The following is a 17,343-nucleotide window of genomic DNA, read 5'->3' as shown; positions in this document are numbered from 1 at the left end:
TCTTGAAGCACGCCCTGGTCGCCAGCGACCTCGACCGCACGCTGATCTACTCGAACCGGGCCCTGGCCCTGGACGTGCCGGACCGGCTGGCGCCACGGCTGCTCTCGGTGGAGGTGCACGACGGCAAGGCGCTCTCCTTCATGACGGAGGCCGCCGCCGAACTGCTGGTCGAACTGACCGGCCTGGCGTACGTCGTGCCCGTCACCACCCGCACCCGCACCCAGTACGAGCGGGTCAACCTGCCCGGCCCGACGCCCGGCTGGGTCCCCCCGTACGCGGTCTGCGCCAACGGCGGACACCTGCTGGTCGACGGCGTCCCGGACGTCGACTGGCAGAACGGGATCCGCGAGCGGCTCGCCGCCGAGAGCGCGCCGCTGCGCGAGGTGGTCGAGCACCTCGCGATCGTCGCCGACCCCGAGTGGACCCACAAGCGCAAGGTCGCCGACGACCTCTTCGCCTACCTGGTCGTCGAGCGCGCCGAGCTGCCCGAGGGCTGGATCACCGACCTGTCCGGCTGGTGCGCCGAGCGCGGCTTCACCATCTCGCTCCAGGGCCGCAAGGTGTACGCCGTCCCCGCGCCGCTCAGCAAGAGCGCGGGCCTGGCGGAGGTGGCCCTGCGCACCGGCGCCCGCACCGTGCTGAGCGCCGGCGACTCGCTGCTCGACGCCGACCTGCTGCTGGCCGCCGACCACGGCTGGCGGCCCGGCCACGGCGAACTCGCCGAGACCGGGTGGACCGCGCCCGACGTCACGGCGCTCGACCAGATCGGGGTGGCGGCCGGCGAGGAGATCGTCCGGCAGATGCTGGCCCGGGTCCGCTCCGCCGCGGCCGTCTCGGTCTGAGCCCGGCCGGTTGCCGCCGGGTCGGCCGGTTGCCCGGCGGGTCAGCCGGTTGTTGCCGGGTCAGTTGGTTGCCCGCCGGGTGGCCGGTTGCCGCCGGGTCAGCCGCAGCAGCCGCCCCCGCAGCAGCCTCCGCCGCCCCCGCCGCCCGTCGGCCCGGGGGCGGCGGTGCCGCTCCCGGTGACCGCGACGGCGGACAGCAGCTTCACCGTGTCGGTGTGGCCCTCCGGGCAGACCGCCGGGTCGTTGGCCTGGGCCATGGCGCGGCGGAGTTCGAACGTGGCGCCGCAGGAGCGGCAGCGGAAGTCGTAGCGAGGCATGGTCGCAGCGTACCTACTCCGCGGTCGCCTTCTTCGGCTTCTGCCGGACGTAGATCTGCTTGCGGACCCGGGCGACCACCGTGCCGTCCGCCGCCAGCACCTCGGTGTGGAACCAGACCAGCGCCTTCTTGCCGTCGGCGGTCAGCTCGCGGATCTCCGCCAGCCGGTCGTCGGTCAGCTCGAAGTCGGCGAAGATGTCGCCGCGCCCGGGGGAGACGAAGTCGATCTCACCGGCGCTGTCCCAGACCACGTAGTCCGGGCCGAGGTTCTGCATCACCAGCAGCATCCAGAACGGGTCCGTCATCGCGAAGATCGACCCGCCGAAGTGGGTGCCCACCCAGTTGCGGTTCAGCCGGCCGAGCCGGAGCCGCACCCGGGCCGAGCGGTAGCCCTCGCCCACCGACAGCACCCGGATCCCGGCGAACAGGAACGGCGGCCAGAAGTTGATCCCGCGCCGGAAGGTGGCGGGGGTGATCGTGCGCTTGCGTGCCATGGCGCCGAGCCTAGCAGCTAAGTTACTCGCGGGTAATGTCCGGGGTCGGCGGATGTCAGTGCGTCCCGCGGATCATCGCGACCACCTCGGCCGCCGTCTCCCGCACCCCCGCCAGCTCGGTCAGGAAATGCCAGTAGTCCGGGTGCCGGCCCGCCTCCTCCAGCGCCGCCACCGCCCGGTCCAGCCGGGCCACCGCCGCGTCCAGCGGCGCCGCGTGCCGCGGATCCGGCGTCTGCCGGCCCGTCATCGCCAACCGCTGCGCGTCCCGCAGCGCGAACCTGGCCCGGTCGATCTCCTGGTGCGGATCGTGCTGCACCTCGTTCAACCGGCGCAGCCGATCGTTCACCGCCGTCACCGACCCCTCGGCCGTCTCCAGCAGCGCCCGCACCGTCCCCAGCGCCGCCGTCGCGTCCGCCCAGCGCTGCGCGTCCCGCGCCGACACCGCCTCCGTCAGCTTCGCGCGCGCCGCCCGCACCGCCTCCGCCGTCTGCGCCGACACCTGCTGCAGGTCCTGCCAGCACTCCAGGCTGAACCGCCGCCGCAACTCGCTCAACGCCGGCTCCACCGTCTCCGACCGCGTCTCCAGCGCCTGGATCCGCGTCCGCAGACTCGCCACCCGGCGGTCCAACTCCTTCGCCCGCTCCGGCAGGTGCTCCGCCTCGCCGCGGATCACCTCCGCCCGGCGCGCCACGTCCTCCGCCCGCTGCAGCGTGGCCGGGACGCCGTGCTGCGCCACCCCCTGGTTCAGCCGGGTCAGCTCCGGCGCCAGCTCCGCCAGGCTCCGCGCCAGCTCGTCCGCCTTCAACCCCGCGCCCCGGGCACCCTCCAGCGCCGTCGTCGCGCCCAGCAGCGCCTGCTTCGCCCGCTCCACCGCCGGGGTCACCCGGATCAGCTGCGACTCCGCGTGCTCCAGCACCGGCCCCAGCCGCTCCAGGAACGCCGCCACGTCCGCGCGGCGGGCGTCCAGGTCGCGCTTCGCCTGGTCCAGCCCCTGTTTCGCCTGCCAGACCAGGTTCGGGTCGAGCTCCTCGTCGTCCAGGTCATGCGCGTCCAGCGCCGCGATGTACGCGACCGTCGTCTCGTCGATCCGCGCCGACAGCTGCCGGAACTCCGCCTCCGTCCGCCCCGCGGTCGCCGGCTCACCCGCCGACTTCACCGTCTCCACCGCCAGCAGGGCATCACGCTGCGCCGAGTCCAGCTCGTAGAACGCCTCCTGCGCGGCATCCCGGGCCACCCGCGCCTCCGCGCGAGCCCCGTCCCGCCGGCGTCCCCAGCCGCCCCACCCGCCGCCGCCACCGCCGGCCACCCTCACACCGCGCTCCCTGCTCCGCTCGGCCCTGCCCTGCTCGGCCACACCCGATCCAACGCCATTCTTGCCGATCACGGTTCCCGCCCGTCACCCCTCCCACGCGCGACCTCCCGCGCCCCTCCGGACGGAAGCGGCACGCGGGGCGCCGGACCAGGTAGTCTGTCCTCTCGTCGTGCGACCGCCCCTGGCGGCCCAGCGCGACGGGGGCGCATAGCTCAGCGGTAGAGCGCTGCTCTTACAAAGCAGATGTCGGCGGTTCGAAACCGTCTGCGCCCACCGGAAAGCCCAGCTCGGGGATGATCCCCGGGCTGGGCTTCGGTGTTTCCGGGGTCAGTGGACGGTCAGGCGGTAGGGGCCGGTGGCGCAGGCGGTGATGCGGTGGCCGCCGGGGGTCGGGCGGACGGTGAGGGCGGTGAGGCCCTCGGTGTCGGGGGAGGGCTCGTGGGGGCCGGGGTACCAGACGTCGAGGGTGCAGGACGGGCCGGGGCCGGGGGTGGTGGGGGCGGTGCCGGTGAGGGAGAAGGCACCGGAGCCGGGGTCGGAGGTCAGGGAGGTGAGGGTGCCCGGGGCCGCCCGGGGGTAGGCGCGGCTGAGGACGGCGGTGGTCGCGGGCGAGGGCGGCGCGTCGTGGCCGGTGGCGCAGTCGACGGGGACGAGGTTGCCGACGAGAGTGGCGCTCTGGTCGCTCTCGGGGCTGCCGCAGGCCTGCTTCCAGACCCAGAAGGCGTCGCCGATCCGGGCCCGGTCCTCGGCGGCGGCGAAGCGGCGCAGCATCGAGGGGTCGCCGGACGGGTCGGGGGCGGCGCCGGTGGTGGGGCCGAACCAGCCCCATTCGCCGGTCCACAGCGGCATGCGGTAGGCCCGGGCCTGCTGCCGGGCGAGGGCGAAGCCGCGCTCGACGGAGACCAGGGTGAGCCCGAGCGAGGTGTCCATGGTGATCGACGAGCTGTACAGGTGCGGGGCGAACACCAGGTACGGGTCGTCGGTGAAGCCGGGCGCGGGCACCGCGTCGAAGCCGAGGCCGGACCAGAGCACGCTCGGTTCGAGGAAGACCAGGTGCGGGAAGCCGCCGGGGCTCTGCCGCTCGGCCGCGCGGATGGCCCGGACCGCGCGGTCCTGGTAGGCGCCGAGCAGGACGGAGGAGGTGGCGGGCGCGTCCTCGCCGACGCCCGGTTCGTTGAGCAGTCCGTACCCGGCGACCGCCGGGTTGTCGGCGAAGGTGCGTGCCAACAGCTCCCAGGTGCGGACGAGTTCGGTCTGGATCCCGGAGCTGTCGTGGTAGAAGGCGGTGAACGCGCGGGTGGTGGCGGGGAGCAGGTCGCGGCTCAGTTCCTGGCAGCGGGAGGCGCCGTCGTCCAGGGTGGCCCAGGCGGGGGCGCCGTCGTAGCCGAGCGCGGGGGTGCTGCCGGCGGGGCAGTCCGTTCCGGCGGGCGCGGCGAGCGCCTTGCCCCAGGCGTCCTCGTGCATGTCGATGTCGGTGTAGAGGCCGTGGCGGGCGGCCGTCTCGACGGTCGCCCGGATCCGGTCCAGGTAGGCGTGGTCGTACTGCCCGCGGCTCGGCTCCAGCGCCGACCAGGAGACGCTGAGCCGGACGACGTTGAAGCCCAGCGCGGCCATGGCCGCGAAGTCGTCGTCGCCGAGCGGCCGTACGGTCTCCCGGCCGGGTGTCGGCGCGTAGTAGTCCACGAGCTGGTTGACGTTGACGCCGCGCAGCAGCACCTGACGGCCGTTCACGTCGCTGATCACGGCGTCGTCGGACCCGCCGCCCGGGGCCCGGACGGTGAGCGCGGGGAGTTCCGCGCCCGCGGTGGCGCGGGCTGCCGCGCCGATCGTCGGCGCGGGTGCCGCCGCGCCGAGGGCGGCCCCGGCGAGCAGCCAGGAGAGGAGGGAGAGCGCGGTCGCGGCGGCGAGCGTGGTGAGCGTACGGCTGCGGCGCCCGGAGACGGCGCTGAGGACGCGGTCGAGCAGGCGCAGTGTCGGGGCGACGGCCCAGCCGGTGGCGACGCCGAGGGAGAGGCCGGTGCCGATCCGCAGGCCGGCGTCCGGGATCCAGAACAGGTCGGTGCCGTCCAGGTCGCGCGGCAGGGCGAGCAGTGCCTGTACGGCGCCGGCCGCCGCGCCGCCGCCGAGGGCGGCGAGCCAACCGCCGAGCAGGAGCGAGGCGGGCCGGGTGCGGTCGAAGCGGCGCGAGGAACGGGCGAGCAGGAGTGCGCCGACGAGCGCGGCGGTGGCCAGTTCCACCGCGAAGCGGGCCGGCCCGAGGTCGATCCCGAACGGTGCCCGGCGCAGGCTGAGGTGTTCGCCGTAGAAGGAGGCGGCCGGGGAGCCCTCCCACAGCACCGTGCCGAGCAGCGGCCCGAGCAGGGCGAGCGGCAGGGCGGTGGCGGCCAGGCACCGGCGCGGGGCGATGCCCGCCGGGGCCTCCCGTGCTGGGAGGTCGCGGCGGTACCGGTACACGAAGGTGCCGAGCAGGGCCGGCAGCCAGCCGAGCAGCGCGACGCGGGAGGCGGGCAGCCCGCCGTCCCACAGGACGGTGGTCGGCATCGTCCGCACGCCGCCGTGCACGGCGACCCCGGCCGTCGCCGCGACCAGCTGCGCGACCCGCGCGAGTGCGGTGGCCAGGACGGTCACGCCCCACAGCCGGAGCATCAGCCCGCCCCGCCCGGTGCCCGGTGCCGCGCACCGGAACGAGACCGCCGCGCCCCACCCGGTGACCAGCGCCAGGACGGGCAGGTAGACGCCCACCCCGGCCAGCGACCACAGTCCGCGCACGGGTGCCACCCGGAACGCGGACCTGGTCAGTGGGGTGAACAGGGAGGTGGGGTCGAGGAACGCGGCTGCCGTGCAGACGGCGACCAGACTGCCCGCGGTGACCGCTGCGGCGAGCCGGGCTCGGGGGGTTCGTGGCATGTCGAGTCCTGCTCGCGTGATGGTCCACCGGACGAAAGTGAACGTGAGACTAGCTCACGTTGTCCGGTGCGACCAGGGATCGCGTCAGCGGGTTCCGGCGATCCGGGCGAGGACGGTGGCGGCCCGTCCCGGGTCGGCGTCGAGCCAGGCGGTGAGGTGCTCCTCGACCGCGCGGGCGACGCAGGCGCGGACGGGCTCGTTGCCCAACCGGTCGCGGCAGGAGCCTTCGAAGACCGGCTCGTCGAGCTTGACCGACACGATCGCGGTGAGGCCGGGGCAGGACCGGTCAGGGGAGTGGCCGGGGACGGCAGCCGCCAGGCCGTCGCGGAGGCCGAGTTCGTGCGTGCCGCCGTCGGGGGTGGGCCGGCTGTTGGCGTAGCTGGTGACCTGCTCGTCGGTGGAGTCGCTCCAGCGGAGGGCCACCTCGACGGTCCCCTGCATCTCGGGGCACTCGCGCTCGAAGGCGAGCACGTCCGGGTGGGCGAGGTGGTCGGCCAGGCCGCCGGGGAAGTGGAAGCGTCGGGAGGCGGGTCCGGCCGGGTCGCGCCCGTCGGTCAGGGTGATGTCCAACTCGCGGTTCAGGAAGGCCAGTTCCCGGAAGCGGTCGGCCAGGGTGGTGAAGGAGAAGTCGAGCGTCTCGAAGATCTCCGGGTCGGGCCGGAAGGCGATCGTCGTCCCGGTGCGGTCGGTCGGCCCGGTGCGGACGGGCGGGGCGAGGGCGACGCCGCGCTCGTACTCCTGCACCCAGTGGAAGCCGCCGCGCCGCACCTCGGCCGTCAGGCGGATCGACAGGGCGTTGACGGCGGCCGGCCCCACCCCGAAGTGCCCGGCCGACAGGGGCCGTCGGCCGAAGGGGTGCCCGCCGTACCAGAGTTGGGTCAGACGCGCTTCGAGCGCGGTCCGTCGGCCGTCGTGCTCGACGGGGATGCCGCGCCCGTCGTCTGCGACTCGGACGCCACCGTCGGGCGTGAGGGTGATCTCGACGCGGGTGGCGTGGCCGTCGAGATTCTCCTCCAGGGCCAGTTCGGCGAGTTCGTGGACCAGGTGGTGCAGGCCCCGCTCGTCGGTCGAGCCGATGTACATCCCGGGCCGCTTCCGGACGATGTCCGGGCCCTCCAGCACCTGGATCGCACTGGCGTCGTACGCCTTGGGTTCCCCGCCATGATGCCCCCTCCGAGGGTGTCCGACAGAGTGCCCCCAGCCTAGGGGATTTTCGGTAAAACACCAGGTCAGGACATGTTTGGCGGGGCTCTGCGCGGGTCGCTGACGGGCCGTCGGGAAGGCTCGGCCGGTGCAGGTCGGCGGTGTGTCCGGAGGGGTGCCGAGGGCCCGCGGAGGGCGCTCCAGGGGCCGTTCAGGGCGCCTGCGGAGCCACGAGTTTCACGAGTTTTCCCGGCGCAGCTCCACCTGGACGAGGGCCTGGCGGCCGTCGGTGCGCCAGGTGGTTCCGGAGCCGTCGAGCCGGGCCAGGGTGGCGGCGTCGAGGCCGACGACCACCTCCGACTTCAGCGTCCGCAGGGCGGCGACCGAGGACGGGAAGTGGGCGACCGTCTCGCCGAAGGCGGTGGTCGGCGGCCGGAGCACGTCGCCGACCAGGCGGCGGTAGTTGAGGTCGCCCTTGAGGACGGTCATCGCCGCGCCGGTGAACTCGGCCCGGAGGTCGTCGGGCATGTCGGGGAAGGGCAGCGGCGCGCAGAAGAACGAGTGCGTACGGACCGTCAGCACCTCGTCGGTCATCGCCCGCCAGAGCCGCCGGCCGACCTCCGCGGCGGCGGCCGAGGGGGCGGCCCGCAGGCGGTCGAGCGCGGCGAGGACGTCGGCCGCCGTCGCGTCGGACACGAAGTACGGCTGCGGCTTCACGTACAGGTCGACCCGGGCCGCCAGGCCCGTCCGCAGGAGGTGGTCGATCAGCACCAGGTCGGGCAGCAGCTCACGCCCGGCGTTGTCGGCGACGACACAGACCCGGCCGCCCCGGGTGCGTTCCAGCTCGGCCCAGAACTGCGCGCTGTCGTCGGCGACCAGGTCGGTGGCGGCCGGTCCGTCGGCGCCGGCGGTGAGCCCGAAGCTGAGATCGGCGCGGTTGCCCCACAGCGCGGAGGTCAGCAGGGCCCGGGCGCGCTGCGCGTCCGGCAGGGCGGCGAGGCCGTCCAGGGCGGCCAGCTCCTCGTCCACCACCGCCCCGGCCAGCTCGGCGTTCTTCATCGGCGCGAACGGGTCGATGCCCTGCCAGGCGCCGGGCCGGAAGTAGCCGGTGGCGTCGAGCAGTCGGCGGTAGAACCAGCTCTCCGCCCACAGGAACGGCGCCTCGCCCCAGGGGAGCCCCCACAGGCCGTCGCCCCACGCCAGCCACTCGGCGCGGTCGTGGAGGTCGTCCGCGGGCGGTTCGAGGACGCCGCCGGTGCTCTCCGCGAGGAGCCGCTCCACCGCCGCCCGCTCGGCGGGCCCGTACGGTAGGGCGTCGAGCACCTGCCGGACGAGCTTCGGGTGGCGCTCGTGGAACACACCCCAGGCGAAGGACCCGGGAACGTCGCTGCGGATCATGGCCTGATGGTAGAGGGCGCACCGGTAGAGCGGTGTGCGGGTACGTGCCCCGGATCGCGTTCGAGAAGCACTGCCGCACCTACGCGCTGACGGCGGACGGACGGGAGCTGCTGGCCACCGTGGTGCGGGTGCCGGAGCTGGACGGGACGTTCCTGGAGGTGGAGACGGTGGTGGCGGACGAGGAGGAGCTCGCGGCGGGCCTGGCGGCGGTCCGGGCGGTGCTCGGACGGCTCGGGGTCGCGGACGGCGACCTGTACACCGACGCGGTCGTCGCCGCGCGCTGACCGGCCGCGGTGGTGGGGCGGGGCGACGGGGTGGCGCGACAGGGTGGGGTCAGCGGCTGGTGGCCGGGAGGCGGTCCAGGGCGGGCAGGAACTGGTCGTAGAACGCCGTCTTGAGCCGCAGGGCCTGCCGCTCCAGGGACTTGAAGACGGCGGGGGAGGGCTGCTCGGCGAGCAGCGCGGCGATCCGGGAGGCGAGCGCGTCGGCGTGCGTCCCGGACTGCTCGGCCGCGCCGGCCAGGGGAAGCGTCTTGGCGTCGTGCAGCAGGTGCGGGTGGTAGAAGACGGAGCGGTTGTCGCCGCTGGTGGCGAGGACGGTCGACATCCGCTCCCACAGCCGCTCGTACTCGGCGGCGACCAGCACCTCGCCCCAGAACCGCAGGACGGTGAGCACCCGCAGGTCGCTGTCGGGGTGGCCCCCGGCGGAGGCGATCAGGGCGAAGGTGTCCTCGACGGCGCGCAGCGTCGCCGGGGTGGGGCGGGAGGCGACCACCTGGCGGCGGGAGATGCCGAGCCGGAGCATGTCCTCGACCATGTCCTCGCGGTGGGAGCGGGTGCGTCCGTGTGAGCCGGGGTATTCCTCGCGCAGGATGACGCGGGCGATCTGCCGCGCGGCCTCGTCCTCCAGCAGGTCGATGGCGAGGTCGTACGCCGGGGTGAAGGCGAGCGAGACGAAGCGCCGCTGGAGCAGGACCTCGGCGAAGTCCGGTTCGGGCAGGTGGGTGATGTTCGCCAGCACCGGGTGCGACCGGAAGCGGTCGATCAGGGCGTCCTCGTAGCTGTCCACGTCGTGCATGGCCGTACCTTTCCTGTGGTTCTCACGGGTTGATCGGGGCGATCGACGCACGCCAGTCGGGGAACCGCACGGGGTGGCTGTTTCCCCAGAGGAGGTCGAACTCCCGGCGGGCCTGCTCGCCCATGACGGTGTCGTCGCCGTCGATCTCGTCCTGGGTGGAGTCGACGGCCCGCCGGCCGTGCAGGAAGGAGCTCACCAGGTAGTGCTCGTCGGCCCGGTAGATGGCGACCGACGGCAGCGACTCGAACAGCCGGACCTCCAGCAGGTGGCGGCTGGACTCCGGGAGCTCGCCGTGGAGTTCGGCCAGCAGTCCGAGGCTCTCCCGGACGCTCAGCTTCACGTTGGCGTGCACGGCCGGGTCGCGGCGCAGCGCACGGTCGCGCAGTTGGACGACCTCCGAGTCGGGGTGCAGCAGCAGGATGCGCAGCGGGACGCCGCGGTCGGCGACGGCGATCCGCAGGGACTTGGTGAGCCGGTGCAGGTCGGGGATCCAGGTCTGGAGGATGGTGATCTCGCTGCGGCTGCCCTCCGCGTACGCGGTGAACTCGCTCTCCGGGAAGTGGCTGTGCACCCGGACCAGCCCGCAGAAGCGCTCGCGCTGCAGGCGCTCCATCCTGGCGAGCCGCTCGTCGACGCTGTCGAGCTTGCGCAGCCGGTGCAGCTCCAGCAGCAGGGGAACCATGGCGGTGCCCAGGACGAGCAGCGTCAGGTTGGGCACCGATATCCAGGAGGGCAGGGCGCCGGTGCCGCCGACCATGTCGATGACGGGGACCACCACCGCGACGGTGGCCGCGACGGCCAGCGAGGCGCGGGTCAGCAGGGCCCCGATGTCGTCCTTCATGCGCTTCAACTCCCCGGCGCCGGTCTGCTATCGGCGTCGAACGTACACCGGGGGGCGGGGCGCGGACCGGCCGGTGCGCCCCTGACGGTTCCTGAAGAAACTGAACTGCGTTGGCGCGGGCGGTGAGTGACGGATGATCAAACAGCTTGGAAGCGGAGGGTGTTGCCCGGCCTGACCTGGGCGGCGAGCGGGAGGTCGTCCTGGTGCACGACGGCGATGACCGGGTAGCCGCCGGTGACCGGGTGGTCGGCGAGGAAGAGGATGGGACGGCCGGCGGGCGGCACCTGGAGGGCTCCGGCGACGGTTCCTTCGGACAGCAGTTCGCCGGGGCGGGAGCGTTCGAGCGCCGGGCCGGCGAGGCGCATGCCGATGCGGTCGCTCCGGTCGGTGACGGCCCAGGGCTCGGCGCAGAGCCGGGACAGGGCGTCGGGCGTGAACCAGTCGTCGCGGGGGCCCGGGACGACGCGCAGGACCGGCTCGGCCGGCAGCGGTCGCTGCGGGGCGAGGTCGGCGGTGGGCGGGGCGGCGGGCGGACGGCCGACCGGGAGGACGTCACCGGTGCCGAGCCGCGCCGGGCCGAGGCCGGAGAGAGTGTCGGTGGAGCGGGAGCCGAGCACCGGCGGGACCTCCAGGCCGCCGCGGACCGCGAGGTAGACGCGCAGGCCGGCCGGGGCGGTGCCCAGGTGCAGTTCCTCGCCGGGGGCGAGCCGGATCGGCGCGTACGGGCCGGCCTCGCGGCCACCCGCGCGGGCGGGGCAGGGGGCACCGGCGAGGGCGACGGTGGTGTGGTGGTCGAAGGTGAGGACGAGTCCGCCGAGCAGGCATTCGAGACCGGCGGCGTCCTCGTCGTTGCCGACCAGGCGGTTGGCGAGGCGGAGCGCGGGGCGGTCGGCGGCGCCGGACGGGCTGACGCCGAGCGCGGCCCACCCGGGTCGGCCGAGGTCCTGCACGGTGGTGCCGTAGCCGGGGGAGAGCACGCGGACGGTGCGAGGTGCGGTCACGGTGTCGGCGCCTTCGGCGAGAGGGGGGAGGGGGAGGGGGAAGGAGTGGTGCGGGCAACGGCGAGCCGGACGGCGGCGTGCCCGCCGTGGAACGAGCCTCCGGCGGCAGCGGCAGCGGCAGCGGCAGCGACGGCGACAGCGGTTGGGCCACGGCGGACGGCGGTGTTGCGGGCGGCGGCCTCCGGCCCGGCGGGCCGGGTGCTCATCGCGGTGGGGTGTCGACGGCGGTGAAGCGGACGCCGGTGCCCGGGGTGAGCGGGGTGGGCGGGGTGGCGTCCGGGTTCCACAGCGTCAGGTCGGTGCGGCCGAGGAGCTGCCAGCCGCCGGGGGACTCACGCGGGTAGACGCCGGTGAACTCGCCCGCCACGGCGACCGATCCGCTCGGGACGCGGGTGCGCGGGGTGGCGTGGCGGGGGAGGTGCAGCAGCGGGTCGAGGCCGGTGAGGTACGCGAAGCCGGGTGCGAAGCCGCAGAAGGCGACGCGGTACAGCGGAGCGGTGTGCCGGGCGATCACCTCGCCGACGCCGACGCGCGCGAGTCCGGCGACGGCGGCGAGGTCGTCCCCGTCGTAGTGGACGGGGACGGTCACCACCTCGCCCCCGGCGGTGGAGGGCGTGCCGAGCGGCACCCGGGGGAGGGCGGCCGCGAGCCGGGCGTGGTCGGTGGCGGCGGGGTCGTAGTGGACCAGCAGGGTGCGGGCGGCGGGGACGAGTTCGGTGATCCCGGGCAGCGGGCGCTCGCGCAGAGCAGCGTGCAGCCGGGCGACGGTGTCGAGGCCGTCGACCTCCACCAGCACGGCGCGGGTGCCGCAGCGCAGCACCCGGACGCCGGACGTCTCGTTCATCGCCTCGCTCCCCCGCAGGAGTGGACCTGCGGGAGTGGACCCGCAGGAGTGGACCCGTGGGGGACGAGCCTACCGGCTCAGGAGCCGTCCACCGGGGAGCGGAAGCCGGCCAGGATGCGCTGCGCGGCGAGCGTCGCGGTCAGCGTGCCCTCGCGCACCTGCTGCTCCAACCCGGGTGTGATGCGCCGGACTTCGGGGTGCTCGCGGAGCTGGGCCAGCAGCTGGTCGTGGACCATCGCCCAGGTCCACTCGACCTGCTGGTCGCGGCGCTTGGCGGCGAGCGAGCCGGTGGCGTCCAGGGTGCGGCGGTGCTGCTCCAGGCGCTCCCAGAGCACGTCGAGGCCGGTGCCGTCGCGGCCGCTGCAGGTGAGGACGGGCGGCGTCCAGGCGGCGTCCGGCGGCTGGAGCAGGCGCAGGGCGCCGGCCAGTTCGCGGGCCGCGGCCTTGGCGTCGCGTTCGAACGGGCCGTCGGCCTTGTTGACGGCGACCAGGTCGGCGAGTTCGAGGACGCCCTTCTTGATGCCCTGCAGCTGGTCGCCGGTCCGGGCGAGGGTGAGCAGCAGGAAGGAGTCGACCATTCCGGCGACCGTGGTCTCGGACTGGCCGACGCCGACCGTCTCCACCAGGACGACGTCGTACCCGGCGGCCTCCATCACCACCATCGACTCGCGGGTGGCGCGGGCGACCCCGCCGAGCGTCCCCGAGGTGGGGGACGGCCGGACGAAGGCGTTCGGGTCGGCGGAAAGCTTCTCCATCCGGGTCTTGTCGCCCAGGATGGAGCCGCCGGTGCGGCTGGAGGTCGGGTCGACGGCGAGCACCGCGACCCGGTGGCCCCGGCCGGTGAGCATGGTGCCGAAGGCCTCGATGAACGTCGACTTGCCGACCCCGGGCACGCCGGTGATGCCGACCCGGACCGCCTTGCCGGAGTGCGGCAGCAGGTCGACCAGCAGCCGCTGGGCGAGTTCGCGGTGGTCGGGCCGGGTGGACTCGACGAGGGTGATGGCCCGCGCGATCCACGCGCGCGAGCCTTCGAGCACACCCTGCCGGTACTGGTCGAGGTCGATCGTCCGGGGCGGCATCGGCGGTCAGTGCCTCACAGTTCGTGGCCGAGGTCGGCGGCGAGCGTCTTGAGCAGGTCGTACGCCGCGTCCGGGATGACCGTGCCGGGCGGGAAGACCGCCGCGGCGCCCATCTCCAGGAGCGTGGGGACGTCCTGCGGCGGGATGACGCCGCCGACCACGATGGTGATGTCGCCTCGGCCGGCCGCGGCCAGCTCCTCGCGCAGCGCGGGCACCAGGGTGAGGTGGCCGGCGGCGAGCGAGGAGACGCCGACGATGTGCACGTCCGCCTCGACGGCCTGGCGGGCCACCTCGGCCGGGGTCTGGAAGAGCGGGCCGACGTCCACGGTGAAGCCGAGGTCGGCGAACGCGGTGGCGATCACCTTCTGGCCGCGGTCGTGGCCGTCCTGGCCCATCTTGGCGACCAGGATGCGCGGGCGGCGGCCCTCGGCCTCCTCGAAGCGCTCGACCAGCTCACGGGTGCGCTCGACGCCCACGGATGCTCCTGCCTCGTCCCGGTAGACGCCGGAGATGGTGCGGATCTGCCCGGCGTGCCGGCCGTACACCTTCTCCAGGGCGTCGGAGATCTCGCCGACGGTGGCCTTGGCCCGGGCCGCGTTCACGGCGAGGGCCAGCAGGTTGCCGTCCAGCGACGAGCCCTGCGGGCCCGCCTCGGCGGCGCGGGTGAGCGCGTGCAGGGCGTCCTGGCATGCCTGCTCGTCGCGCTCGGCGCGCAGCCGGCGCAGCTTCTCGATCTGCTGGGCGCGGACCGAGGAGTTGTCGACCTTGAGCACGTCGATCTGCTCGTCGCTCTCGACCCGGTACTTGTTGACGCCGATCACCGGCTGGCGGCCGGAGTCGATCCGGGCCTGGGTGCGGGCGGCGGCCTCCTCGACGCGCAGCTTGGGGATGCCGGCGTCGATCGCCTTGGCCATGCCGCCGGCCGCCTCGACCTCCTGGATGTGCTGCCAGGCGCGGCGGGCCAGGTCGTGGGTGAGCTTCTCGACGTACGCCGAGCCGCCCCACGGGTCGATGACCCGGCAGGTGCCGGACTCCTGCTGGAGCATCAGCTGGGTGTTGCGGGCGATCCGGGCGGAGAAGTCGGTGGGCAGCGCCAGCGCCTCGTCGAGCGCGTTGGTGTGCAGCGACTGGGTGTGGCCCTGGGTCGCGGCCATCGCCTCCACGCAGGTGCGGGTGACGTTGTTGAACACGTCCTGGGCGGTGAGCGACCAGCCGGAGGTCTGCGAATGGGTGCGCAGCGACAGCGACTTGGCGCTCGAGGGGTCGAACTGCTTGACCAGCTTGGCCCACAGCAGGCGGGCCGCGCGGAGCTTGGCGACCTCCATGAAGAAGTTCATGCCGATCGCCCAGAAGAACGACAGCCGCGGCGCGAACGCGTCCACGTCCAGCCCGGCGCCGAGGCCGGCCCGCAGGTACTCCACACCGTCCGCGAGGGTGTACGCCAGCTCCAGGTCGGCCGTGGCCCCGGCCTCCTGGATGTGGTAGCCCGAGATGGAGATCGAGTTGTACCGGGGCATCTTCTGCGAGGTGTACGCGAAGATGTCCGAGATGATCCGCATCGAGGGCTGCGGCGGGTAGATGTAGGTGTTGCGGACCATGAACTCCTTGAGGATGTCGTTCTGGATGGTCCCGGCCAGCTGCTCGGGCGCGACGCCCTGCTCCTCGGCGGCCACGATGTACAGCGCCAGGATCGGCAGCACCGCGCCGTTCATGGTCATCGACACCGACATCTTGTCCAGCGGGATGCCGTCGAAGAGCTGGCGCATGTCGTAGATCGAGTCGATCGCCACACCGGCCATGCCGACGTCACCGGTCACCCGGGGGTGGTCGGAGTCGTAGCCGCGGTGGGTGGGCAGGTCGAAGGCGACCGACAGGCCCTTCTGGCCGGCCGCCAGGTTGCGGCGGTAGAAGGCGTTGGACTCCTCGGCGGTGGAGAAGCCCGCGTACTGGCGGACCGTCCACGGCTGGTTGACGTACATGGTCGGGTACGGGCCGCGCAGGTACGGCGCGACGCCCGGGTAGGTGGCGAGGAAGTCCAGCCCGGCCAGGTCCTCGGCGGTGTACAGCGGCTTGACGCCGATGCCCTCCGGGGTCTCCCAGATCTGCTCGTCGACGTCCTTGCCGGTGGCCTGCTGCCAGGCCTCGCGCCACTGCTCGGGGGTGGCGGACGCGCCCGCGTCGCCGGACAGGCCGACGGTGGTGAAGTCGGGGATCATCGCGCCACTCCGATCTGGTCGAGGAGGGAGGTCAGCACCGCGACCACGTCGCAGCCGACGAAGACGTGCTCGTCCACTCCCGTCTGCACGGTGCCCGGCCGGCCGGCCAGCAGCACCTTCGCGGCGCCGGCCGCGGCCAGGGCGGCCGCGACGGCCTCACCCTGTTCGGCGTACACCTTGTCGCTGGAGCACAGGCAGGCGACGGTCGCCCCGGAGGCGGTGAACGCCTCGGCCAGCACCGCCGGGTCGGCGGACTCGGCGAGCACCGTCTCGATGCCGCCCGCCTGGAACAGGTTGGCCGCGAAGGTGGAGCGCGCGCTGTGCGCCGCCGCGCCGCCGATCCCGGCCAGGAACAGCTTCGGCCGGGCACCGGTCGCCGCCAGGTGCGCGTCCGAGCGGTCGCGCAGCGCCTCGTACGCCTCGCCGCGGCGCACCCGGGGCAGGCCGCCGCCGAGCGGGGCCGGGGCGGCCTCGCGGACCAGCGGCTGCTCGCCGAGGTTGGGGAACTCGCTGACGCCGGTGACCGGTTCGCGCCGCTTGGCGAGCTGCGCGGTGCGCGCCGCCCAGGTGGCGGCGATCCGCTCGCCGACCAGGCCGCCGGTGAACGCCGCGCGCTGGCCGCCGGCCCGCTCGATCTCCTGGAACCACGCCCAGGCGGCCTCGGCGAGGTCGTCGGTCAGCTTCTCCACGTACCAGGAGCCGCCGGCCGGGTCGACCACCTTCGCCAGGTTCGACTCCTCCAGCAGGATCGACTGGGTGTTGCGGGCGATCCGGCGGGCGAACGCGTCCGGCAGGCCGACCGCCTCGTCGAACGGCAGCACGGTCACCGACTCGGCGCCGCCGACCCCGGCGGCCAGGCACGCGACGGTGGTGCGCAGCATGTTCACCCACGGGTCGCGGGCGGTCATCATCACCGATGAGGTGACGGCGTGCTGGCGCTGCGCGGCGGCCTCGCCGGTGATCCCGGAGACCTCCGCGACCCGGGCCCACAGGCGGCGGGCGGCACGGAACTTGGCGATGGTGAGGAACTGGTCCTCGGTCGCGGCGTAGCGGAACTCCAGCTGCCCGGCGGCGTCCTCCGCGCTCAGCCCCGCGGCGGTCAGCGCCCGCAGGTAGGCGACGCCGGTCGCCAGCGCGCAGCCCAGCTCCTGGGCGGGGGAGGCGCCGGCGTCGTGGTACGCCAGCGCGTCCACGGTCAGCGCCCGCACCTGCGGGAAGCCGGCGGCGCAGCGCTCGGCCAGCACGGCCGCCTCGGTCAGCAGCGCGTCGGTCCGGGTGTCGTCGCCGGTCCGGGCGAGCAGGCCGAGCGGGTCGGCGCCCAGGTTGCCAAAGACGGCGCCGGCGGTCAGCCCGCGCTGCTCCCAGAGGGAGAACAGCTCGCCCGCCGCGGCGGTGAACCCGGCGCCCGCGTCGAGCACGACGGCCGCCAGGTCCAGGTACACGCCGTCGAGGACGGCGGGCAGCGAGGCGACCGGCAGGCCGGACTCGCCGACGGTCAGCCAGAGGGAGGTGACGCCGTTCTCCAGGTCCGCGAGGACGGCCTCGTTGGCGCGCCGCGCGTCCGGGTCGGCGTGCCGCTGCCGGACGTCCCAGCCGCCGACGGCCGAGCCCTGGGGCCGGGCGCCGCGCACGTACGGCGCGAAGCCGGGATACCCGGCGCCGGCGGGGGCGTCGTCCGCGGTGTACAGCGGTCGGGCGCTCAGGCCGTCCGGGAGCCGCGTGGTGAGCGCGTCCTCGGCCAGGACGCCGCTGACGTCCTGCGCGCCTGACTTGCGCAGGACGTTTTCGACAAGGCGCTGCCACTGCTCGCGGGTCGCATCCGGGAACTCGGCGGCCAGGGGAAGCCCTTCGGGCGGGACCGTCATGAGGGAAG

The 17,343-nt window shown here is 74.4% G+C and carries 15 protein-coding genes and 1 tRNA gene; 3 read left to right on the top strand and 13 right to left on the bottom strand.

The features are described 5' to 3' along the window. The first annotated feature begins 2 nt into the window (after window positions 1-2). Window positions 3-842 (top strand): HAD family hydrolase, encoded by an 840-nt coding sequence (locus ABEB06_RS12325; RefSeq protein ID WP_345696895.1) that lies wholly within the window; start codon window positions 3-5, stop codon window positions 840-842. Between the two features lie 98 nt (window positions 843-940). On the opposite strand, the gene ABEB06_RS12320 is transcribed toward ABEB06_RS12325, so the two are convergent. From ABEB06_RS12320 to ABEB06_RS12310, 3 genes are read right to left on the bottom strand one after another with little or no spacing between them, the layout of a single operon-like run. Further along, window positions 941-1,159 carry an FmdB family zinc ribbon protein gene (locus ABEB06_RS12320; protein ID WP_345696894.1) on the bottom strand — a complete coding sequence of 73 codons (219 nt, stop codon included), beginning with the start codon at window positions 1,157-1,159 and terminating at the stop codon, window positions 941-943. 13 nt (window positions 1,160-1,172) lie between these two features. Then, the gene (locus tag ABEB06_RS12315; protein ID WP_345696893.1) at window positions 1,173-1,652 is read right to left on the bottom strand and encodes a DUF4442 domain-containing protein; all 480 of its coding nucleotides are present in this window, start codon (window positions 1,650-1,652) and stop codon (window positions 1,173-1,175) included. Between the two features lie 55 nt (window positions 1,653-1,707). Continuing rightward, a complete protein-coding gene (locus tag ABEB06_RS12310) occupies window positions 1,708-2,958 on the bottom strand; it encodes a hypothetical protein (protein ID WP_425559771.1) in 1,251 nt (416 codons plus the stop codon). Between the two features lie 207 nt (window positions 2,959-3,165). Between ABEB06_RS12310 and ABEB06_RS12305 the strand changes: the two genes are divergently transcribed. Then, window positions 3,166-3,237 (top strand) — tRNA-Val (locus ABEB06_RS12305). 54 nt (window positions 3,238-3,291) lie between these two features. Here the strand turns inward: ABEB06_RS12305 and ABEB06_RS12300 are convergent. From ABEB06_RS12300 to ABEB06_RS12290, 3 genes are all read right to left on the bottom strand, one after another. Then, window positions 3,292-5,871: a cellulase family glycosylhydrolase gene (locus tag ABEB06_RS12300; RefSeq protein WP_345696891.1), complete on the bottom strand. Its 2,580-nt coding sequence runs from the start codon at window positions 5,869-5,871 to the stop codon at window positions 3,292-3,294. Window positions 5,872-5,955: 84 nt separating this feature from the next. Beyond that, window positions 5,956-6,993, bottom strand: coding sequence for an ATP-binding protein (locus ABEB06_RS12295; protein ID WP_345696890.1), 1,038 nt, complete (start codon window positions 6,991-6,993; stop codon window positions 5,956-5,958). Between the two features lie 258 nt (window positions 6,994-7,251). Further along, the gene (locus ABEB06_RS12290; protein ID WP_345696889.1) at window positions 7,252-8,412 is read right to left on the bottom strand and encodes a damage-control phosphatase ARMT1 family protein; all 1,161 of its coding nucleotides are present in this window, start codon (window positions 8,410-8,412) and stop codon (window positions 7,252-7,254) included. 44 nt (window positions 8,413-8,456) lie between these two features. Here ABEB06_RS12290 and ABEB06_RS12285 point away from each other — a divergent pair, with 44 nt between their 5' ends. Then, the gene (locus ABEB06_RS12285; protein WP_345696888.1) at window positions 8,457-8,696 is read left to right on the top strand and encodes a hypothetical protein; all 240 of its coding nucleotides are present in this window, start codon (window positions 8,457-8,459) and stop codon (window positions 8,694-8,696) included. Window positions 8,697-8,745: 49 nt separating this feature from the next. On the opposite strand, the gene ABEB06_RS12280 is transcribed toward ABEB06_RS12285, so the two are convergent. The 7 genes from ABEB06_RS12280 to mutA form a co-directional block, all read right to left on the bottom strand. Beyond that, the gene (locus ABEB06_RS12280) at window positions 8,746-9,489 is read right to left on the bottom strand and encodes a hypothetical protein (protein ID WP_345696887.1); all 744 of its coding nucleotides are present in this window, start codon (window positions 9,487-9,489) and stop codon (window positions 8,746-8,748) included. A 22-nt stretch (window positions 9,490-9,511) separates the two neighbouring features. Further along, entirely contained in the window at window positions 9,512-10,330 is an 819-nt protein-coding gene (locus tag ABEB06_RS12275) for a hypothetical protein (RefSeq protein WP_345696886.1), read from the bottom strand. Between the two features lie 137 nt (window positions 10,331-10,467). Next, window positions 10,468-11,331: a 5-oxoprolinase subunit C family protein gene (locus tag ABEB06_RS12270; protein WP_345696885.1), complete on the bottom strand. Its 864-nt coding sequence runs from the start codon at window positions 11,329-11,331 to the stop codon at window positions 10,468-10,470. Window positions 11,332-11,533: 202 nt separating this feature from the next. Further along, entirely contained in the window at window positions 11,534-12,175 is a 642-nt protein-coding gene (locus ABEB06_RS12265) for a 5-oxoprolinase subunit B family protein (protein ID WP_345696884.1), read from the bottom strand. Between the two features lie 77 nt (window positions 12,176-12,252). Then, window positions 12,253-13,254 carry a methylmalonyl Co-A mutase-associated GTPase MeaB gene (gene meaB, locus ABEB06_RS12260; RefSeq protein ID WP_345696883.1) on the bottom strand — a complete coding sequence of 334 codons (1,002 nt, stop codon included), beginning with the start codon at window positions 13,252-13,254 and terminating at the stop codon, window positions 12,253-12,255. A 14-nt stretch (window positions 13,255-13,268) separates the two neighbouring features. Next, window positions 13,269-15,470: a methylmalonyl-CoA mutase gene (scpA, locus tag ABEB06_RS12255; RefSeq protein ID WP_345696882.1), complete on the bottom strand. Its 2,202-nt coding sequence runs from the start codon at window positions 15,468-15,470 to the stop codon at window positions 13,269-13,271. Next, a complete protein-coding gene (gene mutA / locus ABEB06_RS12250; RefSeq protein WP_345696881.1) occupies window positions 15,467-17,335 on the bottom strand; it encodes a methylmalonyl-CoA mutase small subunit in 1,869 nt (622 codons plus the stop codon). Before mutA ends, scpA begins: the two co-directional genes overlap by 4 nt. Window positions 17,336-17,343 lie beyond the last annotated feature (8 nt).

This window comes from Kitasatospora terrestris, assembly GCF_039542905.1.
Lineage (GTDB): Bacteria > Actinomycetota > Actinomycetes > Streptomycetales > Streptomycetaceae > Kitasatospora > Kitasatospora terrestris.
Note: the sequence above shows the minus strand (reverse complement) of the source record. Positions and strands in the feature narration are given on the sequence as shown.